Below are 26,237 nucleotides of genomic sequence, written 5' to 3'. Positions count from 1 at the left end.
CTCACCGTGTCCGTCCTCCTCATCGCCGGCAGCCCGTCCGAGCACTCTCGCTCCGCCGCCCTGCTCGACGCCGTGGCGCAGCGCCTGGGCCTGCGCCAGGCGCTGATCGACCGGCTGCGCATCCGCGACCTCTCGCCGCAGGCGCTGTTGCTGGCCGACACCACGCACAAGTCGGTGCAGCACGCGCTGGCGCAGGTCGAATCGGCGCGCGCCGTGGTGGTGGCCACGCCGGTCTACAAGGCCGCCTACAGCGGCGTGCTCAAGGTCTTCCTCGACCTGTTGCCGCAAAGCGGGCTCAAGGGCAAGGCGGTGCTGCCGCTGGCCACCGGCGGCAGCCCGCACCACATGCTCGCGCTCGACTACGCGCTGCGCCCCGTGCTGCAGTCGCTGGGCGCGCGCCACATCCTGCCCGGCGTCTACGCCAGCGACGCCCAACTGCCCAAGGGCGACAACGGCGACTACGGCAGCACGCCCGAGCTCGACCAGCGCCTCGACGAGGCCGTGCACCACCTGCTGCAGGACGGCCTGCGAATGCCGCCCTCGGGCGCCTTCGCACCGGTGCCCTTCGCGCAGGTGCGATGTAGCGTCTGACGCCCGCGGCACGCCCGCCGCGCCGCGTCTTCACCGATCCCCTCCCCCCTTTGTTTTCAGCCACCGCGCGGGTGGCCGGGACGGCCGTTGCCCGCTCGCGCCTGCGCCCCTCCGAAAGGACCGCCCATGAGCCAACTGCTCGATCACCTGGCCCAGGCCGAAGCCGGCCCCTGGCCCACGCACGACCACGCCACCCCGGCCGCAGCCGAGGCGCCCGCGCCGCTGAGCGCGCGTTTCACGCGCTGGGCCTGGGCCGCGCTCGCCGCGGTCATCGGGGCCTTCGGCCTCGCGCTGCTGCTGCTGCCCGTGCCCACGCCCTGAACCCGCTTCACGCCCTTCCTCGAACCAGGAGCCTCGCCATGACCCTCTTCCAACCCAACCGCCGCCGCTTCGTGCTCACCGGCGCGGCCGCCGCCGCCACCACCGCGCTGCCGGCCTTCGCCCAGTCGCCCGCCAGCGCCCCGCGCGTGCTGCGCGTGGGCCACCAGAAAGGCCTGCTGAGCCTGCTCAAGGGCCGCGGCACGCTCGAACGCCGCCTGGCGCCGCTGGGCGTGAAGCTCAGCTGGACCGAGTTCACCGCCGGCCCGGTGCAGCTCGAAGCCCTCAACGTCGGCTCGATCGACTTCGGCGACGTGGGCGAGGCCCCGCCCATCTTCGCGCAGGCCGCCGGCGCGCCGCTGGCCTACGTGGCCGCCACCGTGCCGCGCCCCGCGGCCGAGGCCGTGCTGCTGCCCAAGGACTCGCCCATCAAGACCGTGGCCGACCTCAAGGGCAAACGCGTGGCCTACAACAAGGGCAGCAACGTGCACTACTTCCTCGTGAAGCTGCTCGAGAAGCACGGCCTGAAGTACGAGGACGTGCAGTCGGTCTTCCTGCCCCCGGCCGACGCGCGTGCCGCCTTCGAGCGCGGCGCCGTCGACGCCTGGGTGATCTGGGACCCCTTCCTGGCCGCCGCCGAGGTGGGCCTGAACGGCCGCATCCTGGCCGACGCCACGGGTGTGGTGAACAACCGCGGCTACTTCTTCTCCTCGCTCGACTACGCCGCGAAGAACGCCGACGTGATCAAGGCCTTGATCGAAGAGATCAACCAGATCGACCAGTGGGGCAGCGCGAACCGCGACGCGCTGGCCGCCGAGTTCGCGCCGCTCTGGGGCCTGCCGCGGCCCGCGGTCGATCGCTCGGTGGGCCGCGCGCAGTACGGCACCGGCCCCATCACGCGCGCCGTGCTGCAGGAGCAGCAGGCCATCGCCGACACCTTCTTCAACCTCAAGCTCATCCCCAAGCGCATCAACGTGCTGGAAGCCGCCGTCTGAGAGCACCCGCCATGTCCTTGAAACTTTTCTGGTTCATCCCCACGCACGGCGACAGCCGCTACCTCGGCACGGCCGAGGGCGCGCGCGCGCTCGACCACGGCTACCTCAAGCAGGTCGCCCAGGCCGCCGACAACCTCGGCTACGAAGGCGTGCTGATCCCCACCGGCCGCTCGTGCGAAGACCCCTGGGTGGTCGCCGCGAGCCTGCTGCCCGTGACGCAGCGCCTGAAGTTCCTGGTGGCCGTGCGCCCCGGCCTGCACCAGCCCGCGCTCGCCGCGCGCATGGCCGCGAGCTTCGACCGCCTCTCAAACGGCCGGCTGCTGATCAACCTCGTCACCGGCGGCGACCGCGCCGAGCTCGAAGGCGACGGCGTGTTCCTCGACCACGAGCAGCGCTACGAACAGTCGGCCGAGTTCATCCGCATCTGGCGCGAGATCCTCGCGCGCAGCCACCGCGGCGAGGCCTTCGATTACGAGGGCGAGCACCTGCAGGTCAAGGGCGCGAAGCTGCTGTTCCCGCCGGTGCAGCGGCCGCACCCGCCGGTGTACTTCGGGGGTTCGTCCGAGGCCGCGCACGAGCTCGCGGCCGAGCAGGTCGAGACCTACCTCACCTGGGGCGAGCCGCCGGCCGAGGTCGCGAAGAAGGTGGCCGACGTGAAGGCCCGCGCGGCGAAGCACGGCCGCACGGTGAAGTTCGGCATCCGGCTGCACGTGATCGTGCGCGAGACCGAAGAAGAGGCCTGGGCCGACGCCGAGCGCCTGATCAGCCGGCTCGACGACGAGGTGGTGGCGCGCGCGCAGGCCGCGTTCGCGAAGATGGACTCCGAAGGCCAGCGCCGCATGGCCGCGCTGCACGCGGGCGGCGCCAAGCGCTCGCGCGCCGACCTCGAGATCAGCCCCAACCTCTGGGCCGGCGTGGGCCTGGTGCGTGGTGGGGCCGGCACCGCGCTGGTGGGCAACCCGCAGCAGGTGGCCGAGCGCATCCAGGAATACGCCGCGCTCGGGCTGGAGAACTTCATCTTCTCGGGCTACCCGCACCTCGAAGAGGCCTACCGCTTCGCCGAGCTGGTGTTCCCGCTGCTGCCGCGCGCGCTGCAGGAGAAGCTGCCCGGCCAGGTGCTCAACGGCCCCTTCGGCGAGACCGTGGCCAATGTGTACGTGCCGCGCGCGGCGCAGAGCTGAGCGGTGGAGTCCATGAGCGTGCGACTCGCTTCATCGAACGCCGCGCAGCGGCTGCTGCCCTGGGCGGTGCCGCTGGCGCTGATCGCGCTGTGGCAGCTGTCCTCGCTGCAGGGCTGGCTGTCCACGCGCGTGCTGCCCGCGCCCTGGGATGTGCTGCGCGCCTTCTGGGCGCTGGCCGAATCGGGCGAGCTCTGGAAGCACGTGAAGGTCAGCGCGGGCCGCGCGCTCGCGGGCCTGGCCATCGGCGGCGGCCTGGGCCTGCTGCTGGGCCTGCTCACGGGCTCGGTGCGCTTCTTCGAGACCCTGCTCGACTCCACGGTGCAGATGGTGCGCAACATCCCCGCGCTGGCCATGATCCCGCTGGTGATCCTGTGGTTCGGCATCGACGAGGCGGCCAAGCTGTTCCTGATCGCGGTCGCGGTGTTCTTCCCGATCTACCTCAACACCTACCACGGCATCCGCAACGTCGACCCGGGCCTGATCGAGATGGGCCGCACCTACGGCCTGTCGCGCTGGGGCCTGTACTGGCAGGTGATCCTGCCGGGCGCGCTCTCGTCCATCCTGGTGGGCCTGCGGTTCTCGCTCGGCCTGATGTGGGTGATCCTGATCGTGGCCGAGACCATCTCGGCGCAGTCGGGCATCGGCTACCTCACGATGAACGCGCGCGAGTTCCTGCAGACCGACATCGTGCTCGTGGGCATCCTGCTCTACGCCGCGCTCGGCAAGCTCGCCGACGTGTTCGCCCGCACGCTCGAACGCGCGTGGCTGCGCTGGCACCCCGGCTACCAAGCGTGAAGCCCCCCTGCGCCGCCTTCGGCGTCACCCCCCCAGGGGGGCGGCCGCTGGGACCGGCGAAGCCGGATCCGCGCGGCCCCTCGAACCACGCCCTTTTCTCCAACGTTTCTTCTGACAAGCTCACCATGTCCCTCCCCTCCCTTCCCCGCCGCGGCGCGCTCGGTGCGCTCGCGGCCCTCGCCGGCGGCCTGGCGTTCGCGCAGGGCAGCGCCCCGCGCACCGTGCGCATCGGCTACCAGAAATCGTCCACGCTGATCGCGGTGCTGCGGCTGCAGGGCACGCTCGAGCAGCGGCTGGCGCCGCTGGGCGTGTCGCTGAGCTGGCACGAGTTCACCAGCGGCCTGCCGCTGCTCGAAGCGCTCAACCTCGACAACCTCGACTTCAGCGCCGACGTCGCCGACACCGTGCCGGTGTTCGCGCAGGCCGCGGGCGCCAGGCTCAGCTTCGTGGCCCAGGAAGCGCCTTCGCCCACCGCCCAGGCCATCCTGGTGCGCAGCGACTCGCCGCTCAAGACCGTGGCCGAGCTCAAGGGCAAGCGCGTGGGCTTCGCCAAGGCCGCGGGCGCGCACTACCTGCTGATCGCCGCGCTCGAAAAAGCCGGCCTGTCGTTCGCCGACATCACGCCGGCCTACCTCACGCCGGCCGACGGCCGCGCCGCCTTCGAGCGCGGCGCGATCGACGCCTGGGTGGTGTGGGACCCGTTCCTGTCGGCCGCGCAGGTCCAGGCCAACGCGCGCGTGCTCGCCGACGGCACCGGCCTGGCCTCGTACACGCGCTACTACCTCGCGAGCACGCGCTTCGCGCAGGCGCGTCCCGACGTGCTCAACGTGATTTACGCCGAGCTCGAAAAAACCGGCCGCTGGGTCAAGGCCCAGCCCAAGGAGGCCGCGGCCCTGCTCGCGCCCTTCTGGGGCCTGGACCCGGCCATCGTCGAGCGCGCCAATGCGCGCCGCAGCTACGCGGTGCGCGCGGCCACGCCGCAGAACATCGCCGAGCAGCAGAAGATCGCCGACGCCTTCTTCGCCGAGAAGCTGCTGCCGCGGCGCGTGGACGCGCTCGACATCGGCCTGTTCCAACCGCAGGGCTGAGGCGATGGCGAACCCGGACCTGACAGCGGGCGGCCTGCGCCTGGAACTGCGCGGTCTCTCCAAGCGCTTCGGCCCGCGCGAGGTGCTGCGCGACAACCACCTGGTGATCGAGCCCGGCGAGTTCGTGGCCATCGTGGGCCGCAGCGGCTGCGGCAAGAGCACGCTGCTGCGCCTGGTCGCGGGCCTGGAAACCCCCAGCGCGGGCGAGCTGCGCGTGGACGACCAGCCCGTGCAGGGCCTGCGCGAGGACACCCGCATCATGTTCCAGGACGCGCGCCTGCTGCCCTGGAAACGCGTGCGCGACAACGTGGCCCTGGGCCTGCCGCCCGAGCGCCAGCCAGACGCCGAGGCCGTGCTGGCCCAGGTCGGCCTGGGCGACCGGCTCGCCGACTGGCCGGCCCGGCTCTCGGGCGGCCAGCGCCAGCGCGTGTCGCTCGCGCGCGCGCTGGTGCACCGGCCGCGCCTGCTGCTGCTCGACGAACCGCTGGGCGCGCTCGACGCGCTCACGCGCATCGAGATGCACGAACTCATCGAAGGGCTGTGGAAACGCCACGGCTTCACCGCGCTGCTGGTCACGCACGACGTGCAGGAGGCCGTGGCCCTGGCCGACCGCGTGATCCTGATCGAGGACGGCGCGATCGCGCTCGACGAGCGCGTGCCGCTGGCGCGCCCGCGCTCGCGCGGCGACGCGGCCTTCGCCGCGATCGAGAAACGCATCCTCGACCGTGTCCTGCAACAACCCGATGCCGCGCCGCCCTCGAACGAGCCGCGGTGGCTGCCCACGCCGGCGCACGCGCTGCGCTGGGCCATCTGATCCCTTTCTTCATCCCCCCCTTTCAGGAGATTCCCATGTCCATTCAAGCCATCAACGTGCGCAACCAGTTCAAAGGCAAGGTGCGCGAAATCATCTTCGGCGACGTCGTGTCCGAGGTCGACGTCGAGACGCCCTGGGGCATCGTCACCTCGGTCATCACCACCCGCTCGGTGAAAGACCTGGGCCTGCAGGTCGGCTCCGAGGTGGTCGCCCTGGTGAAGTCCACCGAAGTCTCGATCGCCAAGCTCTGATGATCGAACTCGAGGGCATCCACCAGACCTACCGCGGCCCGCAGGGCCCGGTGCACGCGCTGCGCGGCATCGACCTGCAGGTGGCGCGCGGCGAGGTCTTCGGCGTCATCGGCCGCAGCGGCGCGGGCAAGAGCTCGCTGGTGCGCACCATCAACCTGCTCAACCGGCCCACGCAGGGCCGCGTCACGGTGGCCGGGCGCGAACTCACCGCGCTCGACGCCCGCGGCCTGCGCGAGGCGCGGCGCGGCATCGGCATGGTGTTCCAGCACTTCAACCTGCTGAGCTCGCGCACCGTGTTCGGCAACGTGGCGCTGCCGCTCGAACTCGAAGGCCTGGACGTCGCCGCGATCCGCGCGCGGGTGGGCCCCTTGCTCGAGCTCGTGGGCCTGTCGGGCCTGGCCGACCGCTACCCGGCGCAGATCAGCGGCGGCCAGAAGCAGCGCGTGGGCATCGCGCGCGCGCTCGCCAGCCGGCCGCAGGTGCTGCTGTCCGACGAGGCCACCTCGGCGCTCGACCCCGAGACCACGCGCGCCATCCTGGCGCTGCTGCGGCAGATCAACCGCGAGCTCCAGCTCACCGTGGTGCTCATCACGCACCAGATGCAGGTCATCAAACAGGTGGCGCACCGCGTGGCCGTGCTCGAGGCCGGCGAGGTGGTGGAGCAGGGCGAGACGCTGCAGGTGTTCAGCCGGCCCGCGCACCCGATGACGCGCAGCCTGCTCGACGACGTGGTGCCGCGCGAACTGCCGGCCCACGTGCTCGAGCGCGTGCGCGCGCTGCTCGCCCCGACCGGCGGCCACGGCGGCGCGAGCCTGCTGCGCCTGGTGTTCGCCGGCGCCGACGGCGACCGCCCGCTGCTGTCCGATCTGGTGCGCCGCTTCGGGCTCGACCTGAACATCGTGCACGGCCAGATCGACGAGGTGCAGGGCCTGCCCTTCGGCTCGCTCGCGGTGCTCGCGCGCGGCGCGCAGGCCCAGCTGCAGGCCGCCATCGGCCACCTGCGCGCCGCCGGCGTGCAGGTGCAGGAGATCGCCCATGCTTGAGACCCTGCTCACCCGGCTCGACACCTGGTTCCCCGCGCCGCTGCGCGAGCTCTTCCTCACCTCGCTCGGCGAGACCGCCGTCATGGTGGGCCTCTCGGGCCTGGTGGGCGCGTTCATCGGCATCCCGCTGGGCGTGCTGCTGCGCCTCACCGACCACGGCGGCGTGCTGCAGAACCTGGCCTTCAACCGCGCCGTGGGCGGCGTGGTGAACGCGGTGCGCTCCACGCCCTTCATCATCCTGCTGGTCGCGATCATCCCGTTCACGCGCTGGATCACGGGCTCGTCGATCGGCACCGCGGCCGCCGTGGTGCCGCTGACGATCGCGGCCGCGCCCTTCATCGCGCGCCTGGTCGAGGCCTCGCTGCGCGAGGTCGACGCCGGCCTGATCGAGGCCGCCCAGGCCATGGGCGCCACCACGCCGCAGATCGTCTTCAAGGTGCTGCTGCCCGAGGCCGTGCCCGGCATCGTGGCCGGCCTGACCATCACCCTGGTGAGCCTCACCGGCTACTCCGCCATGGCCGGCGCCATCGGCGGCGGCGGCCTGGGCGACCTCGGCATCCGCTACGGCTACCAGCGCTTCCTGCCCGAGGTGATGCTGGCCGTGGTGCTGATCCTCATCGTGTTCGTGCAGGCGGTGCAAAGCGCGGGCGACGCGCTGGTGCGCCGCCTCAACCACCGCTGACGCGCCTTTCCCTTTTCCCTTCACGCCATTTCAAGGAAGACCCATGCTCAACAAACGGCAACTGCTCAAGACCACCCTGGCCGCGGCCATCGCCGCCGCCCTCACCACCGGCGCGCTCGCGCAGGACAAGCCGCTCAAGGTCGGCGTCACCGCCGGCCCGCACGCGCAGATCTTCGAGCAGGTGAAGAAGATCGCCGAGAAAGACGGCCTGAAGATCCAGATCGTCGAGTTCAGCGACTACGTGCAGCCCAACGCCGCGCTCGCCGCGGGCGACCTCGACGCCAACAGCTACCAGCACAAGCCCTACCTGGACAACCAGATCAAGGACCGGGGCTACAAGTTCGTGCCCGTGGGCTACACGGTGAACTTCCCCATCGGCATCTACAGCAAGAAGGTCAGGAGCCTGAAAGACCTGCCCGAAGGCGGCCGCGTGGGCATTCCCAACGACCCCACCAACGGCGGTCGCGTGCTGCTGGTGCTGCAGGACCAGGGCCTGATCAAGCTCAAGCCCGAGGTCGGCCTGCGCGCCACCCCGCTCGACGTGGTGAGCAACCCCAAGAAGCTGCGCTTCGTGGAGCTCGACGCCGCGCAACTGCCGCGCTCGCTCGACGACCTCGACGCCTCGGCCATCAACACCAACTACGCGCTCTCGGCCGGCCTGAACCCGGGCAAGGACGCGATCGCGCAGGAAAGCGCCAAGAGCCCCTACGTGAACCTGATCGCGGTGCGCGAGGCCGACAAGGACAAGCCCTGGGTCGCCAAGCTCGTGAAGGCCTACCAGTCGCCCGAGATCCGGCAGTTCATCCAGACCGAGTTCAAGGGCTCGGTGCTGGCCGGCTTCTGAACGCCCGCCCCCGAGCGCCCCGACGAAGGAGGCCCCCGATGAACCGACCCCTGGCCCTGGCCGCGCTCGCCCTGTGCGGCGCGGCCCATGCCCAGCCCGCCACCCCCGACCTGCAGGCGCGCGCCTGGGCCGCGTCCTGCGCGGCCTGCCATGGCACCGACGGCCGCAGCAGCGGCGCCATTCCCTCGATCAACGGCCAGGACAAGCAGGTGTTGCTCACCAAGCTGCTGGCCTACAAGCGCGACCAGCTGCCCGCCACCGTGATGCACCAGCACGCCAAGGGCTACAGCGACGCGCAGCTCGAACGCCTGGCCGCGCACTTCGCGCGCCTGCCCCGATGAGCCCGCCGAGGACCCAGCCATGAACCCCACCCTCAACCGCAGAACCCTGCTCGCCCTCGGCGGCGCCAGCGCCGCCCTGGCCCTGCCCGGCTGCGCCGCCCTCTCGCCACCCAAGGCCCGCGTGGTCGTGATCGGCGGCGGCTTCGGCGGCGCCACCGCCGCCAAGTACATCCGCCTGTGGGCGCCCGAGATCGAGGTGGTGCTGGTCGAGCGCGAAGCGGCCTTCGTCTCGTGCCCGCTGAGCAACCTGGTGCTGGCCGGCCACGAGCAGATCGGCAACCTGACCACCGGCTACGACACGCTGCAGAAAAAGCACGGCGTGCGCGTGGTGCGCGACGAGGCCGTGGCCATCGACGCCGCGCGCCAGGAAGTGCGGCTCGCGCGCGGCGACACGCTGCGCTACGACCGCCTCATCGTCTCGCCGGGCGTTGATTTCCGCTTCGACCAGGTGCCCGGCCTGCAGAGCGCCGAGGCGCAGGCGCGCGTGCTGCACGCCTGGAAGGCCGGCCCGCAAACCGTGGCGCTGCGCCGCCAGCTCGAGGCCCTGCCCGATGGCGGCGTGTACGCGCTGCACATCCCCAAGGCGCCCTACCGCTGCCCGCCCGGGCCTTACGAACGCGCCTCGCTGGTGGCGGGCTACTTCCAGCGGCACAAGCCGCGCGCCAAGGTGCTGGTGCTCGACGCCAACCCCGACATCACCTCGAAAAAGGCGCTGTTCCTCAAGGCCTGGAACGAACGCTACCCGGGCCTGATCGAGTACCGGCCCAACAGCGAGCTGGTGCGCGTGGACGCGGCCACGAACACGATCGAGCTGCAGTTCGACACGGTGCGCGCGGGCGTGCTCAACGTGGTGCCGCCGCAGCAGGCCGGCCGCATCGCGCAGACCGCGGGCCTGATCACGGCCAACAACGCCTGGTGCGGCGTGAACTTCCAGACCTTCGAGTCCACCGTGGCGCCGCGCATCCACGTGCTGGGCGACGCCACGCTGTCGGCGCCGGGCATGCCCAAGTCGGGCTTCATGGCCAACAACCACGGCAAGGTCGCGGCCGACGCGGTGGTGGCGCTGATCCAGGGCCGCCCGGTGAATGCCGAGCCCGTGATCGCCAACACCTGCTACAGCTTCGTGAGCGCGGACGACGTGGTGCACGTGGCCTCGGTGCACCAGTGGAACGCCGAGCAGAAGACGCTGACGCCGGTGACCGGCGCGGGCGGCCTGTCGGCGCAGGCGAACGCGCTCGAAGGCCGCTATGCGCGCTCGTGGGCGCAGAACATCTGGGCCGACGCCCTGCTCTGAGCCGCCCGATGAACTTCCAGCAACTGCGCTCGGTGCGCGAGGCGGTGCGCTGCGGCTTCAACCTCACCGAGGTGGCCGCCATGCTCTACACCTCGCAGCCCGGCGTGAGCCGGCAGATCCGCGAACTCGAGGACGAGCTCGGCATCACCATCTTCGCGCGCGCGGGCAAGCGGCTCACCGGCCTCACCGAGCCCGGCCGCGTGCTCGTGCCCATCGTGGAGCGGCTGTTGCAGGAGGCCGAGAACCTGCGCGTGGCGGGGCGCGAGTTCGTGGACCGCGCCGAGGGCACGCTCTCGATCGCGGCCACGCACTCGCAGGCGCGCTACGCGCTGCCGCACGCGGTGCGCGACTTCCGTCAGCACTACCCGCAGGTCACGCTCAACCTGCACCAGGGCTCGCCCAAGCAGGTGGCCGAAATGCTGCTCGGCGGCGAGGCCGACATCGGCATCGCCACCGAGGCGCTCGCGGGCTACCCGCAGCTCGTGACCCTGCCCTGCTACCGCTGGACGCACAGCATCGTGGTGCCGCACGACCACCCCTTGCTGCACGGCGGGCCGCCGAGCCTGGAGCGGCTCGCCGCCTTTCCCATCATCACCTACGACCGCGGCTACACCGGCCGCTCGCACATCGACGACGCGTTCGCGCGCGCGGGCCTGCGGCCCGACGTGGTCATCACCGCCATGGACGCCGACGTGATCAAGACCTACGTGGAGCTCGGCATGGGTGTGGGCATCGTGGCCTCGATCGCGGTCGATCCCGAGCGCGACCGCCCCTTGCAGGCCATCGACGCCCGCCACCTGTTCGAGATCAACGTGACCCGGCTCGCGGTGCGCCGCGGCAGCCTGCTGCGCGGCTACGCGTTCGCCTTCATCGAGCACTTCGCGCCCAGCCTCACCCGCGCGGTGGTCGAGGACGCGCTGGCGCTGGCCATCGGCGCCGAGGCGACGACCGAAGCGGTGACCAGCGCATGAAGCGCATCGCGATCGTGGGCGGCGGCTTCACCGGCGTGAGCGCGGCGGTGCAGCTCGTGCGGCGCAGCCCGGCGCCGCTGGCCATCACGCTGATCGAGGCGCGCGAGCGGATCGGGCCGGGCCTGGCCTATGCCACGCACGACCCCGACCACCGCCTCAACGGACCGACCTGGGTGCACTCGGTGGACCCGCTCGACGGCGGCCACTTCACGCGCTGGTGCGAGGCGCACGGCGTGTTCGACCACGACCCGCGCGCGCGGCAGCCCAGCGGGGCGGCCTTCGTGCGGCGCGCCGTGTTCGGCGCCTACCTCGAAGACCAGGTGCGCGTGCACGCGCAGGCCACACCCTCGGGCAGCACGCTGCACACGGTGCAGGCGCGCGCGATCGGCGCGCTGCAGCGCGGCGCCGAAACCGTGGTGCTCACCGACCAGGGCCAGACCATCGCCGCCGACCTGCTGCTGCTGGCCACCGGCAATGCGCTGCCGCGCCTGCCCGCGCCGCTCGAACCGGCGCTGGCCGCGCACCCGGGCGTGATCGAGAACCCGCTCGACACCGAGCGCCTGCGCCACATCCCGCGCAGCGCGCGCGTGCTCGTGATCGGCAGCGGGCTCACCGCGCTCGACGTGGTCTGCACCCTGGAGCGCCAGGGGCACGCGGGCGGCGCGGTGCTGCTGTCGCGCCGCGGCCTGCGGCCGCGCCCGCAGCCGCCCTTCAGCGGCCCGCTGCCGGTGCCCGAGGGCCGCGACAACCTCGACCGTGTGCTCGGCCCCGCGCCCGACTGGCTGCTGCAGGCCGAGCCCAGCGCGCGCGCCTGGCTCCGCGCGCTGCGCGCCCAGGTGCGCGCGGCCGGTGGTCACTGGTACCCCGACTTCGACGCGCTGCGAGACACCGTGTGGCAGCTCTGGCCGCGCCTGCCGCTGGCGCAGCAGCAGCGCTTCCTGCGCCGACTGCGGCCCTGGTACGACGTGCACCGCTTCCGCTCGCCGCCGCCCACCGAGGCCATCGTGAACGCGGCCATCGCCGCGGGCCGGGTGCAGCCGCTGGCCGCGCGACTGCGTGGCCTGCGTGCCGAGGGCCGGACGCTGGTGGCGCAGCTGCAGGCCGCGTGCGCCGACGCGCCGCACCCGGCGCGCTTCGACGCGGTGGTGAACTGCACCGGCCTGGACGTGGCCTCGCGCACCGCGGGCAACCCCCTGCTGCGCTCGCTCGTGGCCCAGGGCTGGCTGCAAGCCGACGCCGTGGGCGTGGGCTATGCGGTGGACGCGCAATGCCGCCCGATCGGCCGCGACGGCGCGGCGCGCGAGCACCTGCGCCTGGTCGGCCCGCCCACGCTGGGCACCTTCGGCGACCCGGGCGGCGCGATGTACATCGCGGCGCAGATCCACCGCATGGTGCCGGGGCTGCTGGCCGCGCTGGGGGGCTCGGTCAGCGCGCCGCCGGCGCGGACGGCACCGCGGCGTCCAGCACCTGCCTGAGCAGCCGGTACTCGCGGCACCCGGTGCCGCACAGCAGCTCCAGGTAGCGCAGGTTGCGCTGCGCGGCCGCGACATCGCCGAGGGCGAGGAACAGCTCGCCCTGGTACTCGAGCGCGCCGCGGTGCTCGGGGTCGTACAGCAGGGCCTCTCGGTACCAGTGCGCGGCCTCGTCGAAGCGGCGCATCTGGCGCGCGGTGTAGCCCAGCAGGTTGTAGAGCTCGGCGTGGTGCACGGTGCGCGCAAGCGCGGTGAGCCGCGGCCAGGCGCGCGCGTACTCGCCCGCGTAAACCTGGGCGCGCAGCGGCGCGAGGTCGGGCAGGTCCGACGAAGGCGGCGGCCCGGCCGCGTGCGCACACGACAGGGCCGCGGCGAGCAGGGCCGCGGACGCCGCGGCCCGCGCGGTGCGCCGGGTCGGGCAGCGCATCAGGCCGCCACGGGCGCGGGCTGCTCGTGCATGGCCTCGAGCACCTCGCGCTTGAGCGCCGCGAAGGCCGGGCTCACGCGGTCGCGCGGGCGCGGCAGGTCCACGCGCAGTTGCTTCACGATGCGGCCGGGGTTGGCGTTCATCACGATCACCTCGTCGCTCAGGAACAGCGCCTCGTCCACGTCGTGCGTCACGAGGATCATGGTCACGCCCTCGGCGCGCCAGATGCGCTGCAGCTCCTCCTGCAGCCGCACGCGCGTGAGCGCGTCGAGCGCGCCCAGCGGCTCGTCGAGCAGCAGGATCTCGGGCTGGCCCACCAGACCGCGCGCGATCGCGCCGCGCTGCGCCATGCCGCCCGAGAGCTGGTGCGGCCAGGCCTTCTCGAAGCCCTGCAGGCCCACGAGGTCGATGTGCTGCTGCACCGCCTGGCGCTGCTGCCCTGGCGTGAGGCCCGCGTTGATCAGCGCAAGGCCCACGTTCTGTTCGAGCGTGAGCCAGGGCAGCAGGCGGTGGTCCTGGAACACGATGCCGCGCGACAGGCTGGTGCCCACGATGCGCTCGCCGTGCAGCCGGATCTCGCCCTGGTGATCGGGGTCGAGGCCCGCGATCAGCCGCAGCAGCGTGGACTTGCCGCAGCCGCTCGGGCCCACGATGGACACGAAGGCGCCGGGTTCGACGTCGAAGCCCGCGTTCACGAGCACGTCGAGCGGCGGCCTGCCGGGGGTGGTGTAGCGCTTGGAGACGCCCTTGACTTCGAGGCGACCGGGTTCTGCCATGGCAATCTCCTTTTTCAGCCTTCGAAGCCCTGTTTCCAGCGCAGCACGCGGCGCTGCAGCAGGAACATGCCGCGGTCGATCGCGAAGCCCACCAGGCCGATCACCACCATGCAGACCAGCAACTGGTCGGTCAGCAGCAGGCCCTGTGCGCGAAAGATCAGGAAGCCCAGGCCTTCGAGCCCGCTCAGGCCCTCGGCCACCACCACCAGCGCCCAGGCCAGGCCCGCCGCGTAGCGCAGCGACACCAGGATGGTGGGCATGGCCGAGGGCAGGACGATCTTGCGCACCAGCTGCCAGCGCGTGAGCGTGAGCACCTGCGCGAGCTCGATGTGCGCCTTGTCCACGTTGCGGATGCCCTGCAGCGTGTTGAGGAACACCGGGAAGAACACCGACTTGGCGATCACCAGGATCTTGGCCGGTGCGCCCAGGCCCAGCCAGAGCACGATCAGCGGGAACCAGGCGATGCCCGGGATGTGGCGGATGGTGTCGAAGGTGGGCGAGAGGAATTGCTCGAAGCGCCGCGACAGGCCCGCGCCGATGCCCAGCAGCAGTGCGGCACCCGCGCCGTACGCGAAACCCTGCGACACGATGGCCAGGCTGACGCCGAAGTCGAGCAGCAGCTTCTGCTCGGCCAGCATCTTGAAGAAGGCCTGCACCACCTTCGCCGGTTCGGGCAGGAACACCGGGTCGATCCACTGCCGGCTGGCCGCGAGTTGCCACAGCAGCAGCACGCCCAGCGGCAGCACGAAGCCGATCAGGCGGCCCGGGTGGAACCAGCGCCGCAGCCGGGGCAGCAGCGGCACGGGGCGGGCGAGCGCGGGATCGCCCAGGTCGAAAGCGAGGCTGTTGCTCATTGGTAGATCGAGTGCGTGCCGCCGACGAAGAAGCGGCCGTCGACGAAGGCGTCGATCTGCTGCGGGGTCAGGCGGCGCTCGCCGAGGATGTCGTCGCCCTGCTTCACGTAATAGTCGATGAAGGTCTTGATGGAGTGGCGGGCGCGCTCGGCATTGGGCTCGCCCGACATGAACTCCCACTGGCCCAGGTGCGTGATCTGGAACTTGGCCACCTCGATCGGCAGGCGCAGCTCGCGCGCCACGATCTTCGCGGCCTCGTCCACGTTGTCCAGGGTCCAGGCCATGGCGCGTTCGCGCGAGGCCAGGAAGGCCTTCACCGCCTCGGGGTACTTGTTCACGAACTCGCGCTTGGCGAAGTAGGTGACGCGGCCCGCGTGGTTCACGTACACGCCGTCGTCGGGCACGTGGCCCACCACCTTGAACTTGCCCGAGAGCCACGCGCCGGTGGCGTTGCCCGCGGCCAGGTGGGTGGTGGTGGCGTCGGTCGCGCCCGAGAGCACGGCCGACAGCGCCACCGAGGCGTTGTCGATCGACTCGTAGCGCACGCGGCCCTTGGTCTGGCGCGTGTCCAGCGGCAGGCCCACGGCGTTGAGCGCCTCGGTGGGCGCCGACCAGTAGCAGCTGATGCGGCTGCTGCCGAACTTCTTGCCGTCGAGGTCGGCCAGCGTGTTCACCGATTTGTTCGAGGCCGCGGCCAGCACCGGCGCGCGGTAGCGGTTGGATGGCTCCGACACCCAGACGATCACGCCGTCCAGGCCGTTGGCGCGGTGCACCGTGGCCGGGTAGATCATGCGCTGCGCGATCGAGATCGCGCCCTTGCTCACGGCCGCGGTTTCCGCGCCGATGAGTTCGGCGCCGCCCGAGGCGATCAGGTTGACCTCCCGGGTGCCGACCTTGCCGAACTCCTCCTTGAAGATGCCTTTCTCGCGCGCCACCACGGTCCAGGGCGTGAGCTGCAGGTTGATCGAGGGCAGCACCTCGGCGCTGGCCGTGCCCAGGGGGGCGATGAGGCCGAGCGCGAGCGCGGCGGCGGCGCGGCGGAAAAGCGGATGGGTCATGGGTCTCTCCAGAAACAGGGGTGTGGTCAGACGCGGGCGTGGCGCGCCCCACACGCGCCACGCCGCCTCCTCCCCCCGGCCCACACGGGCCCGGGGCTGGCGGCCATTCTTCGTGGCCGGGCGCGCCGCGCCAACGAAGCAAATCGCCCATGCTGCTGCGCGAATCAGCGCCGCGATTGCATATGCGCATAACGCGCTTGGGCCCGCACGCGCCGCGCCCCACACTCGCCGCGCCATGACGAGCCCCATCCCCTTCTTGCGCCGCGCGCTGCCCTGGCTGTCGGCGGCCGCGGCCCTCGCCGCGCTGGCCGTGGCCGCGCGCGCGCCCGATCCCGCGCCACCGCCGGCCACGCTGCGCGTGGGCGTGGCCCCCGGCGCGCTGCCGGTGAGCACCGGCGAGCGCGACTACACCAGCGGCGGCTTCGAGGCGGTCTACGCGAAGGAACTCGCGCAGCGCCTGGGCGCCGCGCTCACGCTGGTGCCGCTGGCGCCCGAGGCACAGGCCGCCGCGCTGCAGCGCGGCGAGGTCGACCTGGTGCTCGGGCGCGGCGACGCGCACGCGGCCACGGGCATCGCCACGGGCTACCGCTCGGGCCTGGGCGTGTCCATGCGCGCCGACACGCCGGTGCGCCGCTGGGAGGACCTGCGCGGGCGCGTGGTCTGCACCTCGGCCGACAACCGCGCTGCGCAAGCCCGGGCCGAGCGCCTGGGCGCCCGGCTGCGCGTGCTCGCCGCGCCTGCACAGGCGCTGGTGCAGGTGCGCACGGGCGGCTGCGACGCGGCCCTGCTCGATCACGCACAGCTCGCGCCGCTGCTGTCGCAGAAGGAATGGGCCAAGTTCGCGGCCGGCCTGCCCGCCACCGCGCCGGACGCGCTCTGGCTGCGCTTGTCGCCCGCGCGCGCAGCGCTCGACGTGCCGGTGCGCGCCGCCGTCGCCGCGCTCGACGACCCGCCGCAGTGGGCGCGGCGGCGCCAGACCTGGGCCTCGAACGTGGCCTTCGAGGTCTATTTCGACCAGACCGGGCCGGACTGCCACTGAGGCGCGCACCGCCGTGTTCAAGCCCCTGGCCTGCGCGCTCGCGCTGCTGTGCGGCGCTTCGGCGGCACCGGCCGACGAGGGCTTGCGGCGCGCCTACGCGGGCCCGCCCGCCACCTGGCCCGCGCCCACGATCGACCCCGGCGTGGCCTTCGTGGAGCTCGGCGCGCTGCCCGCACCGCCTGCGCCCACCGGCCGGGAGGCCGCGCTCGCGCGCCTGGGCGAGCGCCTGTTCCACGACCCGCGCCTGTCGGCCACGGGCCGCGTGGCCTGCGCCAGCTGCCACCGCCCCGACCAGGGCTGGACCGTGCGCACAGCGCGCGCCGCGGGTGTGCACGGCCGCCGGGGCCTGCGCAACCCGCCGGGCCTGCTCGACGTCGCGGCCCGCGCGTCCTGGGGCTGGGACGGCGCGAGCGACTCGCTCGCGGCGCAGTCGCTGCGTGCGCTCACCGATGCGCGCGAGATGGGCCAGCCCTCGCTCGCGGCCGCGTGGCGCGCCGTGGCACAGGCGCCCGGTGATGCGCGACGCTGGCGCGCGCTGGGCGCCGACGCGGCGAACGGCCCGGCGCTGCTCGGCGAAGCGCTCGCGGCCTACCAGCGCGGCCTGCACCGCCGCAGCGCCTTCGACCGCTTCGCGCAGGGCGATGCGCGCGCGCTCGGCGACGCCGCGCTGCGCGGCCTGCACCTGTTCCGCACCCGCGCGCGCTGCGCCAACTGCCACTTCGGCCCCACGCTCAGCGACGGCCGCTTCCACACCCTGGGCATCGCCTTCATCGGCGAGCCCTCGCAGGACACGGGCCGCCACAGCGTGACCGGCGCTTGCGACGACGTGGGGCGCTTTCGCACGCCGGGTCTGCGCCACGTGGCGCTCACCGCGCCCTACATGCACCACGGCCTGTTCGGCTCGCTGCGCGGCGTGCTGCACCTGTACACGCGCGGCGGTGGCGAACCGCGCGGGCGGCCCGAAGCGCAGCGCGACCCGCTGCACGCCTGCGCGCAAACGCTCTCGCCGCTGCTGCGGCCGGTGGCGCTCGACGCCGCCGACACCGAGGCCCTGCTGGCCTTCCTGCGCGCGCTGTGATCAGCCGCGCCCGCCGCTTCGCCGCCACAGCGCATGCAGCAACAGGCCCACGCCGAAGCCCGCGGCCACGTTCCACAGGCACAGACCCGCGCACGCCAGCACCACCGCGCGCTCGCCGCGCGCCGCGGGCAGCACGCTGCTGCCCAGCGCGAGCTGCAGGCCGGTGGCGAACAGGATCAGCCCGAGCACCCCGGGCGGGAACAGCGCGAACAAGGTCTGAACCGCGTGGCTGAAGCCCAGCGCGAGCACCAGCAGCACGCTGCCCAGGATCACCACCGAGCCGCCGGTGCGCGCGCCGAAGGCCACGTGCGCGGCCATGCCGCCCGCGCCGTGGCACATGGGCACGCCGCCCACCGCGCCACCCAACAGGTTCATGAGGCCGGTGGACACGGCCACGCGGCCCTCGCTCACCGGCCGCTGCGGAAACAGCCGGTTGTTCTCGGCGGTCACCGCGATCACCGCGTTGCCCAGCGTGAGCGGCAGCTGCGGCAGCGCGAGCAGCACCACGCCCACGAAGAGCTCCTGGGCGCCGACGCCGCCGAGCGCAAAGGCCGGCAGCCGCGGCGACGGCGAGAAGGTGGCGAGCTGCTGCAGCAGCTCGGGCCGCTGCCACGCGCCCACGCCCACGCCGAACAGCAGCAGCACGAACATCGCGGGCACGCGGCGCTGGCCACGCAGCGCCAGCAGCAGCCCCGCGCCCACCGCGGCCACGCCCCACTGCCCCGGCGTGCCCAGCGCCATGCGCACACCCTGCAGCATGAAACCCATGCCCAGCCCCAGCACGATGCCGATCACCACCGCTGGTGGCACCCAGCGCGCCAGCCGGGCCATCAGCCCGCTCAGCCCCAGCAGCAGCCACAGCAACCCGGTGGCGAAGGCCGCGGCGTGCACCGCGGCGGGCGTGACCACCGCGCTCTGCACCGCCTGGATCGAGGCCACCGCGCCGATGGCCTTCATGGGCTGCACCGGAAAGGGCGTGCGGTAGACCAGGCCGCACGCCACCATGGACAGGCCGAACGCGAACAGCACGCCGAAGGGGTCGATCCCGAGCACGCCGATGTAGGCGGCCACGAACGGGATCAGCGTGCCGAGGTCGCCGAAGGCGCCGGCCCATTCGAGGCGGTCGTAGCGGTTGCGCGGTGCGGACGGGCGTGGCGTGGGCATGCGGGCGCCATTCTGGTCGATGACGAGACACGGCGCGCGGCCACTCATGCGCAGCGCCGGGCCCTGCCGCCCCCACCCAGGAGACGTCCACCATGATGAAGTCACCGCCGTCGGGCCCGGCCCGCGCCGCCCGGCCGCGTGCCGCGTCGGCCCTGGTCGAACTCGACCCGCCGCCCGCACGCGCCGCCGATCGCCTGGTCACCGGCCAGGCCCTGGTCGTCAGCACCACGGCCGTCTCGCACGGGCTGCTGCGGCAACTCGGGGTGATGTCGGCGGCCTGCGCGAGCTGGGGCGGCAGCGTGGTGGCCACGCGCCTCGGCGCGGCCGCGGGCGAGGCCTGGGTGGCGGGGGTGTTCGGCGTCACGAGCGCGCTGTTCTCGCTCTACGACAGCTGGCTCACGCAGCGCAGCCACCACGACGCCGAGCAGCAGCACCGCCGCTTCTGCGCCCTGCTGGGCCGCCAGCACCTGCTGCTGCACCGGCTGCAGCAGCGCGTGGACGGCGGCGACACCGAACCCGCGCTCGCCGCGGCGCTCGGCGTGGGGCGCTTCAACCAACAGGTGCTGCTGCGCCTGCTCGCGGGCCTCGAAGAGGCTCTGCTGCCCGAACGTGAGCGCGAAGCGGCCGCGCGGCTGCGCGGCCTGCGGCTGGACCACCTGGTGCTCGCCGAGCGCGCGCTGTGCCTGCGCGCGGCCTGGCTCGAGCGGCCCGGTGAGGCCCCCCGCGAGCGCGCCGCGTGCGACGCCGCGGCCGAGCGCGACGCCCTGGCCGAACAGATCGCCGCGCTCGACGCCACGCAGCGGGTGCCGCTGCCGCAGCGCCTGCGCGGCCTGAAGCACGGGCCCTTCGAGCACCTCAGCGACGAGCAGCTCGTGCTGCTGCGCGACGGCCGCCTGCAGCCCGCCAAGACCCCGGCCGAGCTCACGGGCATCGCCTGCAGCCTCGCGGCCAAGGCGGTGCAGGCCACGGCCGCAGCGCCGCTGGCGGGCGATCTCGCGGGCGCGGCCGGCGGCATCACCTGCGTGCTCGCGCCCCTGAGCGCGCTGAGCGCCTGGCTCGACGTGCAGGGCGGCGCGCGCCTGAACCGCCGCGCGCGCCGCCTCGCGCTCGCCGAACACGATGCAGTGGCCCGGCTGGTGGCATTGCGCCAGTGGCACCAGGCCGATCCCGACCCGCTGCGGCGCGCCATGCTGCGCCAGACCCTGGACAACCTGGCGCACGCACGCGCGCGGCGCTGGCGCACCCAGCGCCGGCTGGGTGCCGTGGGCCGCCTGCGCCGCCTCAAGGGCCTGGTGGGCGCGCTCAACCTGCCGCTGGTGGTGGTGGGCAGCGCGCTCGCCCTGGCGGGCGTGGCCTCGCTGGCCACGCTGCCCGGGGCGCTGATCGGGGGCGTGATGGCGGCCGGCTTCATGTTCGCGCTCGGCGCGTTCGCGTGGCACCTGCACCGCGAGGAGCGGCGCGCGCGCGCACAGCAGCGCGCGGCGCTGCGCTTCGTGCAGGCACATGGGCCCCAGGCCATCGAACGCCTCTGCCTGGGCGAGTTCGACGCCGACCCCGCGCTCGATGGCGCGGCGCGCGAGGCCCTGTGCCACAACCCCTACCTCAGCCTCGAATGGCACCTGCACCAGCTGCACGCCGTGGCCCTGGCGCCGAAGGGCACGGCGCCCTGCGCGAGCGAGCACCTGCTGCGCGGGCTCGACCTGCCGCCCGACACGCTCGAGGCCTTGCGCGACGCCGCGCAGGTGCTGCCCGCCGACGGCCACCGCCGCCTGCTGCGCGCGGTGCTGGCCGACCGCTTCGGGCTGCGGCTGTTCGACGAGGCCCCGACCGAAGGCGCCGACCCGGCGCCGCCCTGGCCGCACCCGCCCGTGGTGCCGCTGGACGCGCCGCCCGGCGCGCCCCGCGCGGTCTCGGCGCCGGCCTCGCCGCTGATGGCCGCGCTCAAGGCGCTGGACGCGAACGACCGCCGCCACTCGGCCTGGGGCGCACTGCGCCACGCCGGCAGGCACCGCCTGGCCACGCCGGGCCGCGTGCTGCGGCGCTTGCGCGCGCTCGAGGCGCGCGGCGGCGCGAGCGCGCAGGAAGCGCACGACACGCTGCTGCGTGCATTGCTGCTGCAATGGATCGCCCAGTTGCCGGCCGGCGAAGCCGCGCCCGCCGGCGACAGCGTGGAGCGGCTCTCGCGCCGGCTCACCGCGCTGGCCCGGGCCTGCGACGGCGCGGCCGACGAACTGCTGGCCTCGCCGCAACTGCGCGCGAGCGGGCGCGCGATCGCGCGCCGCCAGCGCCAGCTCGCACAACTGGCGCGCACGCTGGAGCCGGTGGTGCGGCGCGAGCGCGGCGCGGCCGACCCCTGGTGGGAGCCGCTGCTGCCGTCGGCCCCCGACGACGAACCCGGCACCAGCGTCGAGCCGCCCCCGTTCGACGACGCCGCCGAATCGGCCAGCGGCGCGCCGTTTCCCTGCGAACCGCCGCTGCCCGCATATGCCCTGAAAGCGTGAGCCCCCACGCTCCGCCGCTGCGCGGGTCGCTGCCCCCCGAGGGGGCTGATCCGGCTTGGGGCGGCCCGGCGCCGGATCACATAAGCAAATAAAAACACGGTCGTTGGTGAACGCAGGCCCGGCCAACAGAATGGCCGGCCCATCACCTCAAGAGCATTCCCGAACATGAACGCCCCCACCGTGGTCATCGTGCCGGGCTGGCGCAATTCCGGCCCGGCGCACTGGCAGAGCCTGTGGGCCGCGCGCCTGCCCCGTGTGTTGCGCGTGGAGCAGGACGACTGGGTCTCGCCGCTGCGCGCGCCCTGGGTGGCGCGGCTGGGCGAAACCATCCTGCGTGCGCAAGGCCCTGTGGTGGTGGTGGCGCACAGCCTGGGCTGCATCGCCACCGCGCACCTGCCGCCCGAGGTGGCGCAGCGCATCAGCGGCGCGCTGCTGGTGGCCCCGGCCGACCCCGAGCGCCGCGGCGCGCTGGCCGACTTCGCGCCGGTGCCCTACCAGCGCCTGCCCTACCGCCACATCCTCGTGGCCAGCGACAACGACCCCTTCTGCCCGGTGCGCCTGGCGGGGGCCTATGCGCGCGCCTGGGGCAGCGAGTTCGTGCGCCTGCCCGGCGCCGGCCACATCAACGTCGATTCGGGCTTCGGCGAATGGCCGCTGGGCCTGGCGCTGCTGCAGTCGCTGGGCGCCGAGGTGCCGCAGCCCGCGGCGCCCGCCGTGCTACATGCCTCAGCGGCATAAGGACACAAAAACAAGTTCGTTGGGTTTTGGGGCCTGCGCTTCCAGAATCCGCGTCCTTCCCGGAAACACCGCGCAACGACCATGAACACCGCTCTTCGCTCCACCGTGGCCGCCCTCGGCCTGGCCCTCAGCACCCTGGCCTCGGCCCAGACCACGCTGCTCAACGTGTCCTACGACGTCGCGCGCGAGTTCTACAAGGACATCAACACCGCCTTCGTCGAGGCCCAGAAGAAGGCCGGCAAGACCGTGGTGGTGAACCAGTCGCACGCCGGTTCGAGCGCGCAGGCGCGCGCCGTGGCCGACGGCCTGGACGCCGACGTGGTGACCTTCAACACCACCACCGACATCGACTTCCTCGCCGACAAGGGCGTGGTGGCCAAGGACTGGCGCCAGAAGTTTCCCAACGGCGCCGCGCCCACCACCTCGACCATGCTGTTCCTGGTGCGCAACGGCAACCCCAAGAACATCAAGGACTGGGACGACCTGATCAAGCCCGGCGTGCAGGTGGTGGTGGTGAACCCCAAGACCGGCGGCAACGGCCGCATGGCCTACCTCGCGGCCTGGGGCCAGGTGCGCGCCAAGGGCGGCAGCGACGAGCAGGCCGCCGAGTTCGTGAAGAAGCTCTACGCGAACGTGCCGGTGCTCGCGCGCGGCGGCCGCGACGCCACCGGCGTCTTCCTGCAACGCAACATCGGCGACGTGCTGATCACCTTCGAGTCCGAGGTGGTGTCGGTGGACAAGGAATTCGGCGCCGGCAAGGTCGACGCGGTGCACCCGAGCGCAAGCATCGTGGCCGAGAACCCGGTGGCCATCGTGGAGCGCACCGTGGCCAAGAAGGGCACGGCCGCCGAGGCCAAGGCCTACCTCGACTTCCTCTATTCCGAGGCCGGCCAGGAGATCGCCGCCAAGCACAACATCCGCCCGCGCTCGGAAGCGCTGCTCAAGAAATACGCGAGCGCCTTCAAGCCGATCAAGCTGTTCACCGTCGACCAGTACTTCGGCTCGCTCGGTGAAGCGCAGAAAGTGCACTTCAACGACGGCGGCAAGTTCGACCAGCTCTACACGGTGCGCTGACCATGACCGCCGCCACGCTGCCCCTGCCGGCAGCGCCCGGCGCGCGGCGCGCCACGCGCCGCGTGCTGCCGGGCTTCAAGCTGACGCTGGGCTACACGCTGTTCTACCTCGGGCTGATCGTGCTGATCCCGCTGTCGGCGCTGCTGTTCAAGACCTTCTCGATGAGCTGGGCGCAGTTCGTCGACGCCGTGGCCTCGCCGCGCGTGCTCGCCTCGTACCGCCTGACCTTCGGCGCCTCGCTGATCGCGGCGCTGGTCAACGTGGTGTTCGGCCTGCTCGTGGCCTGGGTGCTGGTGCGCTACCGCTTCCCGGGCAAGAAGATCGTCGATGCGCTGGTGGACCTGCCGTTCGCGCTGCCCACCGCGGTGGCCGGCATCTCGCTCACGGCCCTGCTGGCCGACAACGGCTGGGTGGGCCAGGTGTTCGCGCCGCTGGGCATCCAGCTCGCGTTCAACCCCAACGGCGTGGTGATCGCGCTGATCTTCATCGGCCTGCCCTTCGTGGTGCGCACGGTGCAGCCGGTGCTCGAAGACACCGAGAAGGAACTCGAAGAGGCCGCCACCTGCCTGGGCGCCACGCGCTGGCAGACCTTCTCGCGCGTGATCTTCCCGGGCATCGCGCCCGCGCTGCTCACGGGCTTCGCCATGGCCTTCGCGCGCGCCGTGGGCGAGTACGGCTCGGTCATCTTCATCGCCGGCAACATGCCCATGGTTTCGGAAATCACGCCGCTGATCATCATCGCCAAGCTCGAGCAGTACGACTACGCGGGCGCCACGGCCGTGGCCTCGGTGATGCTGGGCATCTCCTTCATCCTGCTGCTGGTCATCAACGGCCTGCAGGCCTGGCAGCGCAAGCGCTCCGGGGGGGCCATGGCATGAGCGTGGTTCGCAACGAGGCGCCCTGGGTGCGCCGCACGCTGATCGGCCTCGCGCTGGTGTTCATGGCGCTGTTCCTGGTGCTGCCGCTGGCGGCCGTGTTCACCGAGGCGCTGCGCAAGGGCTGGGACGCCTACTGGGAAGCGCTCAAGGAGCCCGATGCCTGGGCCGCGATCCGCCTCACGCTGCTCACGGCCGCGGTCGCGGTGCCGCTCAACCTGGTGTTCGGCGTGGCCGCGGCCTGGGCCGTGGCCAAGTTCGAGTTCCGCGGCAAGGCCTTCCTCACCACGCTGATCGACCTGCCGTTCTCGGTCTCGCCCGTGGTGGCCGGCCTGATCTACGTGCTGGTGTTCGGCGCGCAGGGCTGGCTGGGCCCCTGGCTGGCCGCGCACGACATCAAGATCGTGTTCGCCGTGCCCGGCATCATCCTGGCCACGGTGTTCGTGACCTTTCCCTTCATCGCGCGCGAGCTGATCCCGCTGATGCAGGCCCAGGGCAACGACGAAGAGCAGGCCGCGCAGGTGCTGGGCGCCAGCGGCTGGCAGACCTTCTGGCATGTCACGCTGCCCAACATCAAGTGGGGCCTGATCTACGGCGTGATCCTGTGCAACGCGCGCGCCATGGGCGAGTTCGGCGCGGTCTCGGTGGTCTCGGGCCACATCCGCGGCCAGACCAACACCATGCCGCTGCACGTCGAGGTGCTCTACAACGAATACCAGTCGGTGGCGGCCTTTGCGGTGGCCTCGCTGCTGGCGCTGCTGGCCCTGGTCACGCTGGTGATCAAGACCGTGGCCGAGTGGCGCATGGAGCGCGAGCTCAAGGCCCTGGCCGAGCTGCCGCCCGAACGCCCGCGCACCGACGCGCCCGCCATCGCCGGAGTCCACCCATGAGCATCAACGTCCAGAACATCGCCAAGCACTTCGGCAACTTCCACGCGCTCGACAACATCTCGCTCGACATCGAGAGCGGCGAGCTGCTGGCCCTGCTCGGCCCCTCGGGCTGCGGCAAGACCACGCTGCTGCGCATCATCGCGGGCCTGGAAACGGCCGACGCGGGCCAGATCGTGATCAGCGGCGAAGACAGCACGCACGTGCACGTGCGCGAGCGCAACGTGGGCTTCGTGTTCCAGCACTACGCGCTGTTTCGCCACATGACGGTGGCCGACAACGTGGCCTTCGGCCTGCGCGTGAAGCCGCGCGGCGAACGCCCCAGCGAGAAGCAGATCCGCGCCAAGGTGCAGGAGCTGCTCAAGCTGGTGCAGCTCGACTGGCTGGCCGACCGCTACCCCGCGCAGCTCTCGGGCGGCCAGCGCCAGCGCATCGCCCTGGCGCGCGCGCTGGCGGTCGAGCCCAAGGTGCTGCTGCTCGACGAGCCCTTCGGCGCGCTCGACGCCCAGGTGCGCAAGGAGCTGCGCCGCTGGCTGCGCCGCCTGCACGACGAGCTGCACGTGACCAGCATCTTCGTGACGCACGACCAGGAGGAGGCGCTCGAGGTGGCCGACCGCGTGGTGCTGATGAACCGCGGCCGCATCGAGCAGGTGGGCAGCCCGCGCGAGGTCTGGGAACACCCGGCCACGCCCTTCGTGGCGCGCTTTCTCGGCGGCGTGCCGCTGGTGGGCGACGGCACGCGCCCGCTGCGCCCGCACGAGCTCGAGGTGCGCCGCCTGCAGCCCGGCGAGGCCGGCAACGGCGGCGTGGTGGCCACGCTGCGCCGCGCCCTGGTGCTCGACCCGGTGGTGTGGCTCGAGCTCGAACCGGCCTCGGGCGGGCACGACCTGATCGAGGCCCGGCTGGGCACGGCCCAGTTCCAGGCCCTGGGCCTGCGCGAGGGTGAACAGGTGCTGGTGACGCCACGCCGCGCGAGCAGCGCGGCCGACGCCGCGCTGGCCTGACCGCGCCGTGGCCCGCGCCAGCGTGGCGCGGGCGCGACAGGCGCGCGCGGGAACCTCGCGCGTCTTCAAAGGGTCATGGGAG

General features: G+C 72.8%; 28 protein-coding genes. 23 read left to right on the top strand and 5 right to left on the bottom strand.

Annotated features, from left to right (window positions below; all coding sequences use genetic code 11):
- Positions 1-6 precede the first annotated feature (6 nt).
- The 15 genes from ssuE (at position 7) to G9Q37_RS18040 (ending at position 12,683) form a co-directional block, all read left to right on the top strand.
- Positions 7-591, top strand: a complete 585-nt coding sequence (ssuE, locus tag G9Q37_RS18110) for an NADPH-dependent FMN reductase (RefSeq protein WP_166229426.1) — start codon at positions 7-9, stop codon at positions 589-591.
- Positions 592-717: 126 nt separating this feature from the next.
- A complete protein-coding gene (locus G9Q37_RS18105; RefSeq protein WP_166229424.1) occupies positions 718-912 on the top strand; it encodes a hypothetical protein in 195 nt (64 codons plus the stop codon).
- Positions 913-950: 38 nt separating this feature from the next.
- Positions 951-1,904 (top strand): sulfonate ABC transporter substrate-binding protein, encoded by a 954-nt coding sequence (locus tag G9Q37_RS18100; RefSeq protein ID WP_166229422.1) that lies wholly within the window; start codon positions 951-953, stop codon positions 1,902-1,904.
- Between the two features lie 17 nt (positions 1,905-1,921).
- A complete protein-coding gene (ssuD, locus tag G9Q37_RS18095; protein WP_166231467.1) occupies positions 1,922-3,085 on the top strand; it encodes an FMNH2-dependent alkanesulfonate monooxygenase in 1,164 nt (387 codons plus the stop codon).
- Positions 3,086-3,097: 12 nt separating this feature from the next.
- Complete coding sequence (ssuC, locus tag G9Q37_RS18090) at positions 3,098-3,880, top strand: aliphatic sulfonate ABC transporter permease SsuC (protein WP_166229420.1); 783 nt, start codon at positions 3,098-3,100, stop codon at positions 3,878-3,880.
- A 125-nt stretch (positions 3,881-4,005) separates the two neighbouring features.
- Positions 4,006-4,968 (top strand): aliphatic sulfonate ABC transporter substrate-binding protein, encoded by a 963-nt coding sequence (locus tag G9Q37_RS18085; protein ID WP_166229418.1) that lies wholly within the window; start codon positions 4,006-4,008, stop codon positions 4,966-4,968.
- A gap of 4 nt (positions 4,969-4,972) precedes the next feature.
- Entirely contained in the window at positions 4,973-5,782 is an 810-nt protein-coding gene (locus G9Q37_RS18080; RefSeq protein ID WP_166229416.1) for an ATP-binding cassette domain-containing protein, read from the top strand.
- A 35-nt stretch (positions 5,783-5,817) separates the two neighbouring features.
- Positions 5,818-6,033: a TOBE domain-containing protein gene (locus tag G9Q37_RS18075; RefSeq protein WP_166229414.1), complete on the top strand. Its 216-nt coding sequence runs from the start codon at positions 5,818-5,820 to the stop codon at positions 6,031-6,033.
- A complete protein-coding gene (locus G9Q37_RS18070) occupies positions 6,033-7,076 on the top strand; it encodes a methionine ABC transporter ATP-binding protein (protein WP_166229412.1) in 1,044 nt (347 codons plus the stop codon). Before G9Q37_RS18075 ends, G9Q37_RS18070 begins: the two co-directional genes overlap by 1 nt.
- A gap of 82 nt (positions 7,077-7,158) precedes the next feature.
- Positions 7,159-7,758, top strand: a complete 600-nt coding sequence (locus tag G9Q37_RS18065) for a methionine ABC transporter permease (RefSeq protein WP_476702849.1) — start codon at positions 7,159-7,161, stop codon at positions 7,756-7,758.
- Between the two features lie 43 nt (positions 7,759-7,801).
- Positions 7,802-8,602 carry a MetQ/NlpA family ABC transporter substrate-binding protein gene (locus tag G9Q37_RS18060; RefSeq protein WP_166229408.1) on the top strand — a complete coding sequence of 267 codons (801 nt, stop codon included), beginning with the start codon at positions 7,802-7,804 and terminating at the stop codon, positions 8,600-8,602.
- Positions 8,603-8,640: 38 nt separating this feature from the next.
- Positions 8,641-8,943: a c-type cytochrome gene (locus G9Q37_RS18055; RefSeq protein ID WP_166229406.1), complete on the top strand. Its 303-nt coding sequence runs from the start codon at positions 8,641-8,643 to the stop codon at positions 8,941-8,943.
- 19 nt (positions 8,944-8,962) lie between these two features.
- Complete coding sequence (locus G9Q37_RS18050; protein WP_166229404.1) at positions 8,963-10,237, top strand: NAD(P)/FAD-dependent oxidoreductase; 1,275 nt, start codon at positions 8,963-8,965, stop codon at positions 10,235-10,237.
- Positions 10,238-10,245: 8 nt separating this feature from the next.
- Positions 10,246-11,208: a CysB family HTH-type transcriptional regulator gene (locus tag G9Q37_RS18045; RefSeq protein ID WP_166229402.1), complete on the top strand. Its 963-nt coding sequence runs from the start codon at positions 10,246-10,248 to the stop codon at positions 11,206-11,208.
- Positions 11,205-12,683, top strand: coding sequence for an FAD/NAD(P)-binding protein (locus tag G9Q37_RS18040; protein ID WP_166229400.1), 1,479 nt, complete (start codon positions 11,205-11,207; stop codon positions 12,681-12,683). Before G9Q37_RS18045 ends, G9Q37_RS18040 begins: the two co-directional genes overlap by 4 nt.
- Here G9Q37_RS18040 and G9Q37_RS18035 read toward each other — a convergent pair.
- The 4 genes from G9Q37_RS18035 to G9Q37_RS18020 are packed head-to-tail and all read right to left on the bottom strand — an operon-like array spanning position 12,634 to position 15,795.
- Positions 12,634-13,107 carry a tetratricopeptide repeat protein gene (locus G9Q37_RS18035; RefSeq protein ID WP_166229398.1) on the bottom strand — a complete coding sequence of 158 codons (474 nt, stop codon included), beginning with the start codon at positions 13,105-13,107 and terminating at the stop codon, positions 12,634-12,636. The two genes, G9Q37_RS18040 and G9Q37_RS18035, sit on opposite strands and share 50 nt — an antisense overlap.
- Positions 13,107-13,883: an ABC transporter ATP-binding protein gene (locus G9Q37_RS18030; RefSeq protein WP_166229396.1), complete on the bottom strand. Its 777-nt coding sequence runs from the start codon at positions 13,881-13,883 to the stop codon at positions 13,107-13,109. The genes G9Q37_RS18035 and G9Q37_RS18030 overlap by 1 nt, the downstream gene beginning before the upstream one ends.
- 14 nt (positions 13,884-13,897) lie before the next feature.
- Positions 13,898-14,737, bottom strand: a complete 840-nt coding sequence (locus tag G9Q37_RS18025) for an ABC transporter permease (RefSeq protein WP_166229394.1) — start codon at positions 14,735-14,737, stop codon at positions 13,898-13,900.
- Positions 14,734-15,795 (bottom strand): ABC transporter substrate-binding protein, encoded by a 1,062-nt coding sequence (locus G9Q37_RS18020; protein WP_166229392.1) that lies wholly within the window; start codon positions 15,793-15,795, stop codon positions 14,734-14,736. Before G9Q37_RS18020 ends, G9Q37_RS18025 begins: the two co-directional genes overlap by 4 nt.
- Positions 15,796-16,030: 235 nt before the next feature.
- On the opposite strand from G9Q37_RS18020, the gene G9Q37_RS18015 reads away from it, so the two are divergent.
- Both G9Q37_RS18015 and G9Q37_RS18010 read left to right on the top strand, forming a co-directional pair.
- A complete protein-coding gene (locus tag G9Q37_RS18015) occupies positions 16,031-16,834 on the top strand; it encodes a transporter substrate-binding domain-containing protein (protein WP_166229390.1) in 804 nt (267 codons plus the stop codon).
- Between the two features lie 13 nt (positions 16,835-16,847).
- Positions 16,848-17,912 carry a cytochrome-c peroxidase gene (locus G9Q37_RS18010; protein ID WP_166229388.1) on the top strand — a complete coding sequence of 355 codons (1,065 nt, stop codon included), beginning with the start codon at positions 16,848-16,850 and terminating at the stop codon, positions 17,910-17,912.
- Here the strand turns inward: G9Q37_RS18010 and G9Q37_RS18005 are convergent, their stop codons facing one another.
- Positions 17,913-19,076 (bottom strand): putative sulfate/molybdate transporter, encoded by a 1,164-nt coding sequence (locus tag G9Q37_RS18005; protein WP_166229386.1) that lies wholly within the window; start codon positions 19,074-19,076, stop codon positions 17,913-17,915.
- A 92-nt stretch (positions 19,077-19,168) separates the two neighbouring features.
- On the opposite strand from G9Q37_RS18005, the gene G9Q37_RS18000 reads away from it, so the two are divergent.
- The 6 genes from G9Q37_RS18000 (at position 19,169) to G9Q37_RS17975 (ending at position 26,155) form a co-directional block, all read left to right on the top strand.
- Positions 19,169-21,577 carry a hypothetical protein gene (locus G9Q37_RS18000; protein WP_166229384.1) on the top strand — a complete coding sequence of 803 codons (2,409 nt, stop codon included), beginning with the start codon at positions 19,169-19,171 and terminating at the stop codon, positions 21,575-21,577.
- Between the two features lie 165 nt (positions 21,578-21,742).
- Positions 21,743-22,315: an RBBP9/YdeN family alpha/beta hydrolase gene (locus tag G9Q37_RS17995; RefSeq protein WP_166229382.1), complete on the top strand. Its 573-nt coding sequence runs from the start codon at positions 21,743-21,745 to the stop codon at positions 22,313-22,315.
- A gap of 81 nt (positions 22,316-22,396) precedes the next feature.
- On the top strand, positions 22,397-23,389 hold the full coding sequence (locus G9Q37_RS17990; protein WP_166229380.1) for a sulfate ABC transporter substrate-binding protein: 993 nt from the start codon (positions 22,397-22,399) through the stop codon (positions 23,387-23,389).
- A gap of 2 nt (positions 23,390-23,391) precedes the next feature.
- Complete coding sequence (gene cysT, locus G9Q37_RS17985; protein WP_166229378.1) at positions 23,392-24,267, top strand: sulfate ABC transporter permease subunit CysT; 876 nt, start codon at positions 23,392-23,394, stop codon at positions 24,265-24,267.
- Positions 24,264-25,154 (top strand): sulfate ABC transporter permease subunit CysW, encoded by an 891-nt coding sequence (cysW, locus tag G9Q37_RS17980; protein ID WP_166229376.1) that lies wholly within the window; start codon positions 24,264-24,266, stop codon positions 25,152-25,154. The genes cysT and cysW overlap by 4 nt, the downstream gene beginning before the upstream one ends.
- A complete protein-coding gene (locus G9Q37_RS17975) occupies positions 25,151-26,155 on the top strand; it encodes a sulfate/molybdate ABC transporter ATP-binding protein (RefSeq protein ID WP_166229374.1) in 1,005 nt (334 codons plus the stop codon). The genes cysW and G9Q37_RS17975 overlap by 4 nt, the downstream gene beginning before the upstream one ends.
- Positions 26,156-26,237: the final 82 nt, after the last annotated feature.

The sequence above is a fragment of the Hydrogenophaga crocea genome (assembly GCF_011388215.1).
GTDB classification, from domain to species: domain Bacteria; phylum Pseudomonadota; class Gammaproteobacteria; order Burkholderiales; family Burkholderiaceae_C; genus Hydrogenophaga; species Hydrogenophaga crocea.
This window is presented reverse-complemented; position numbering and strand designations above follow the sequence as displayed.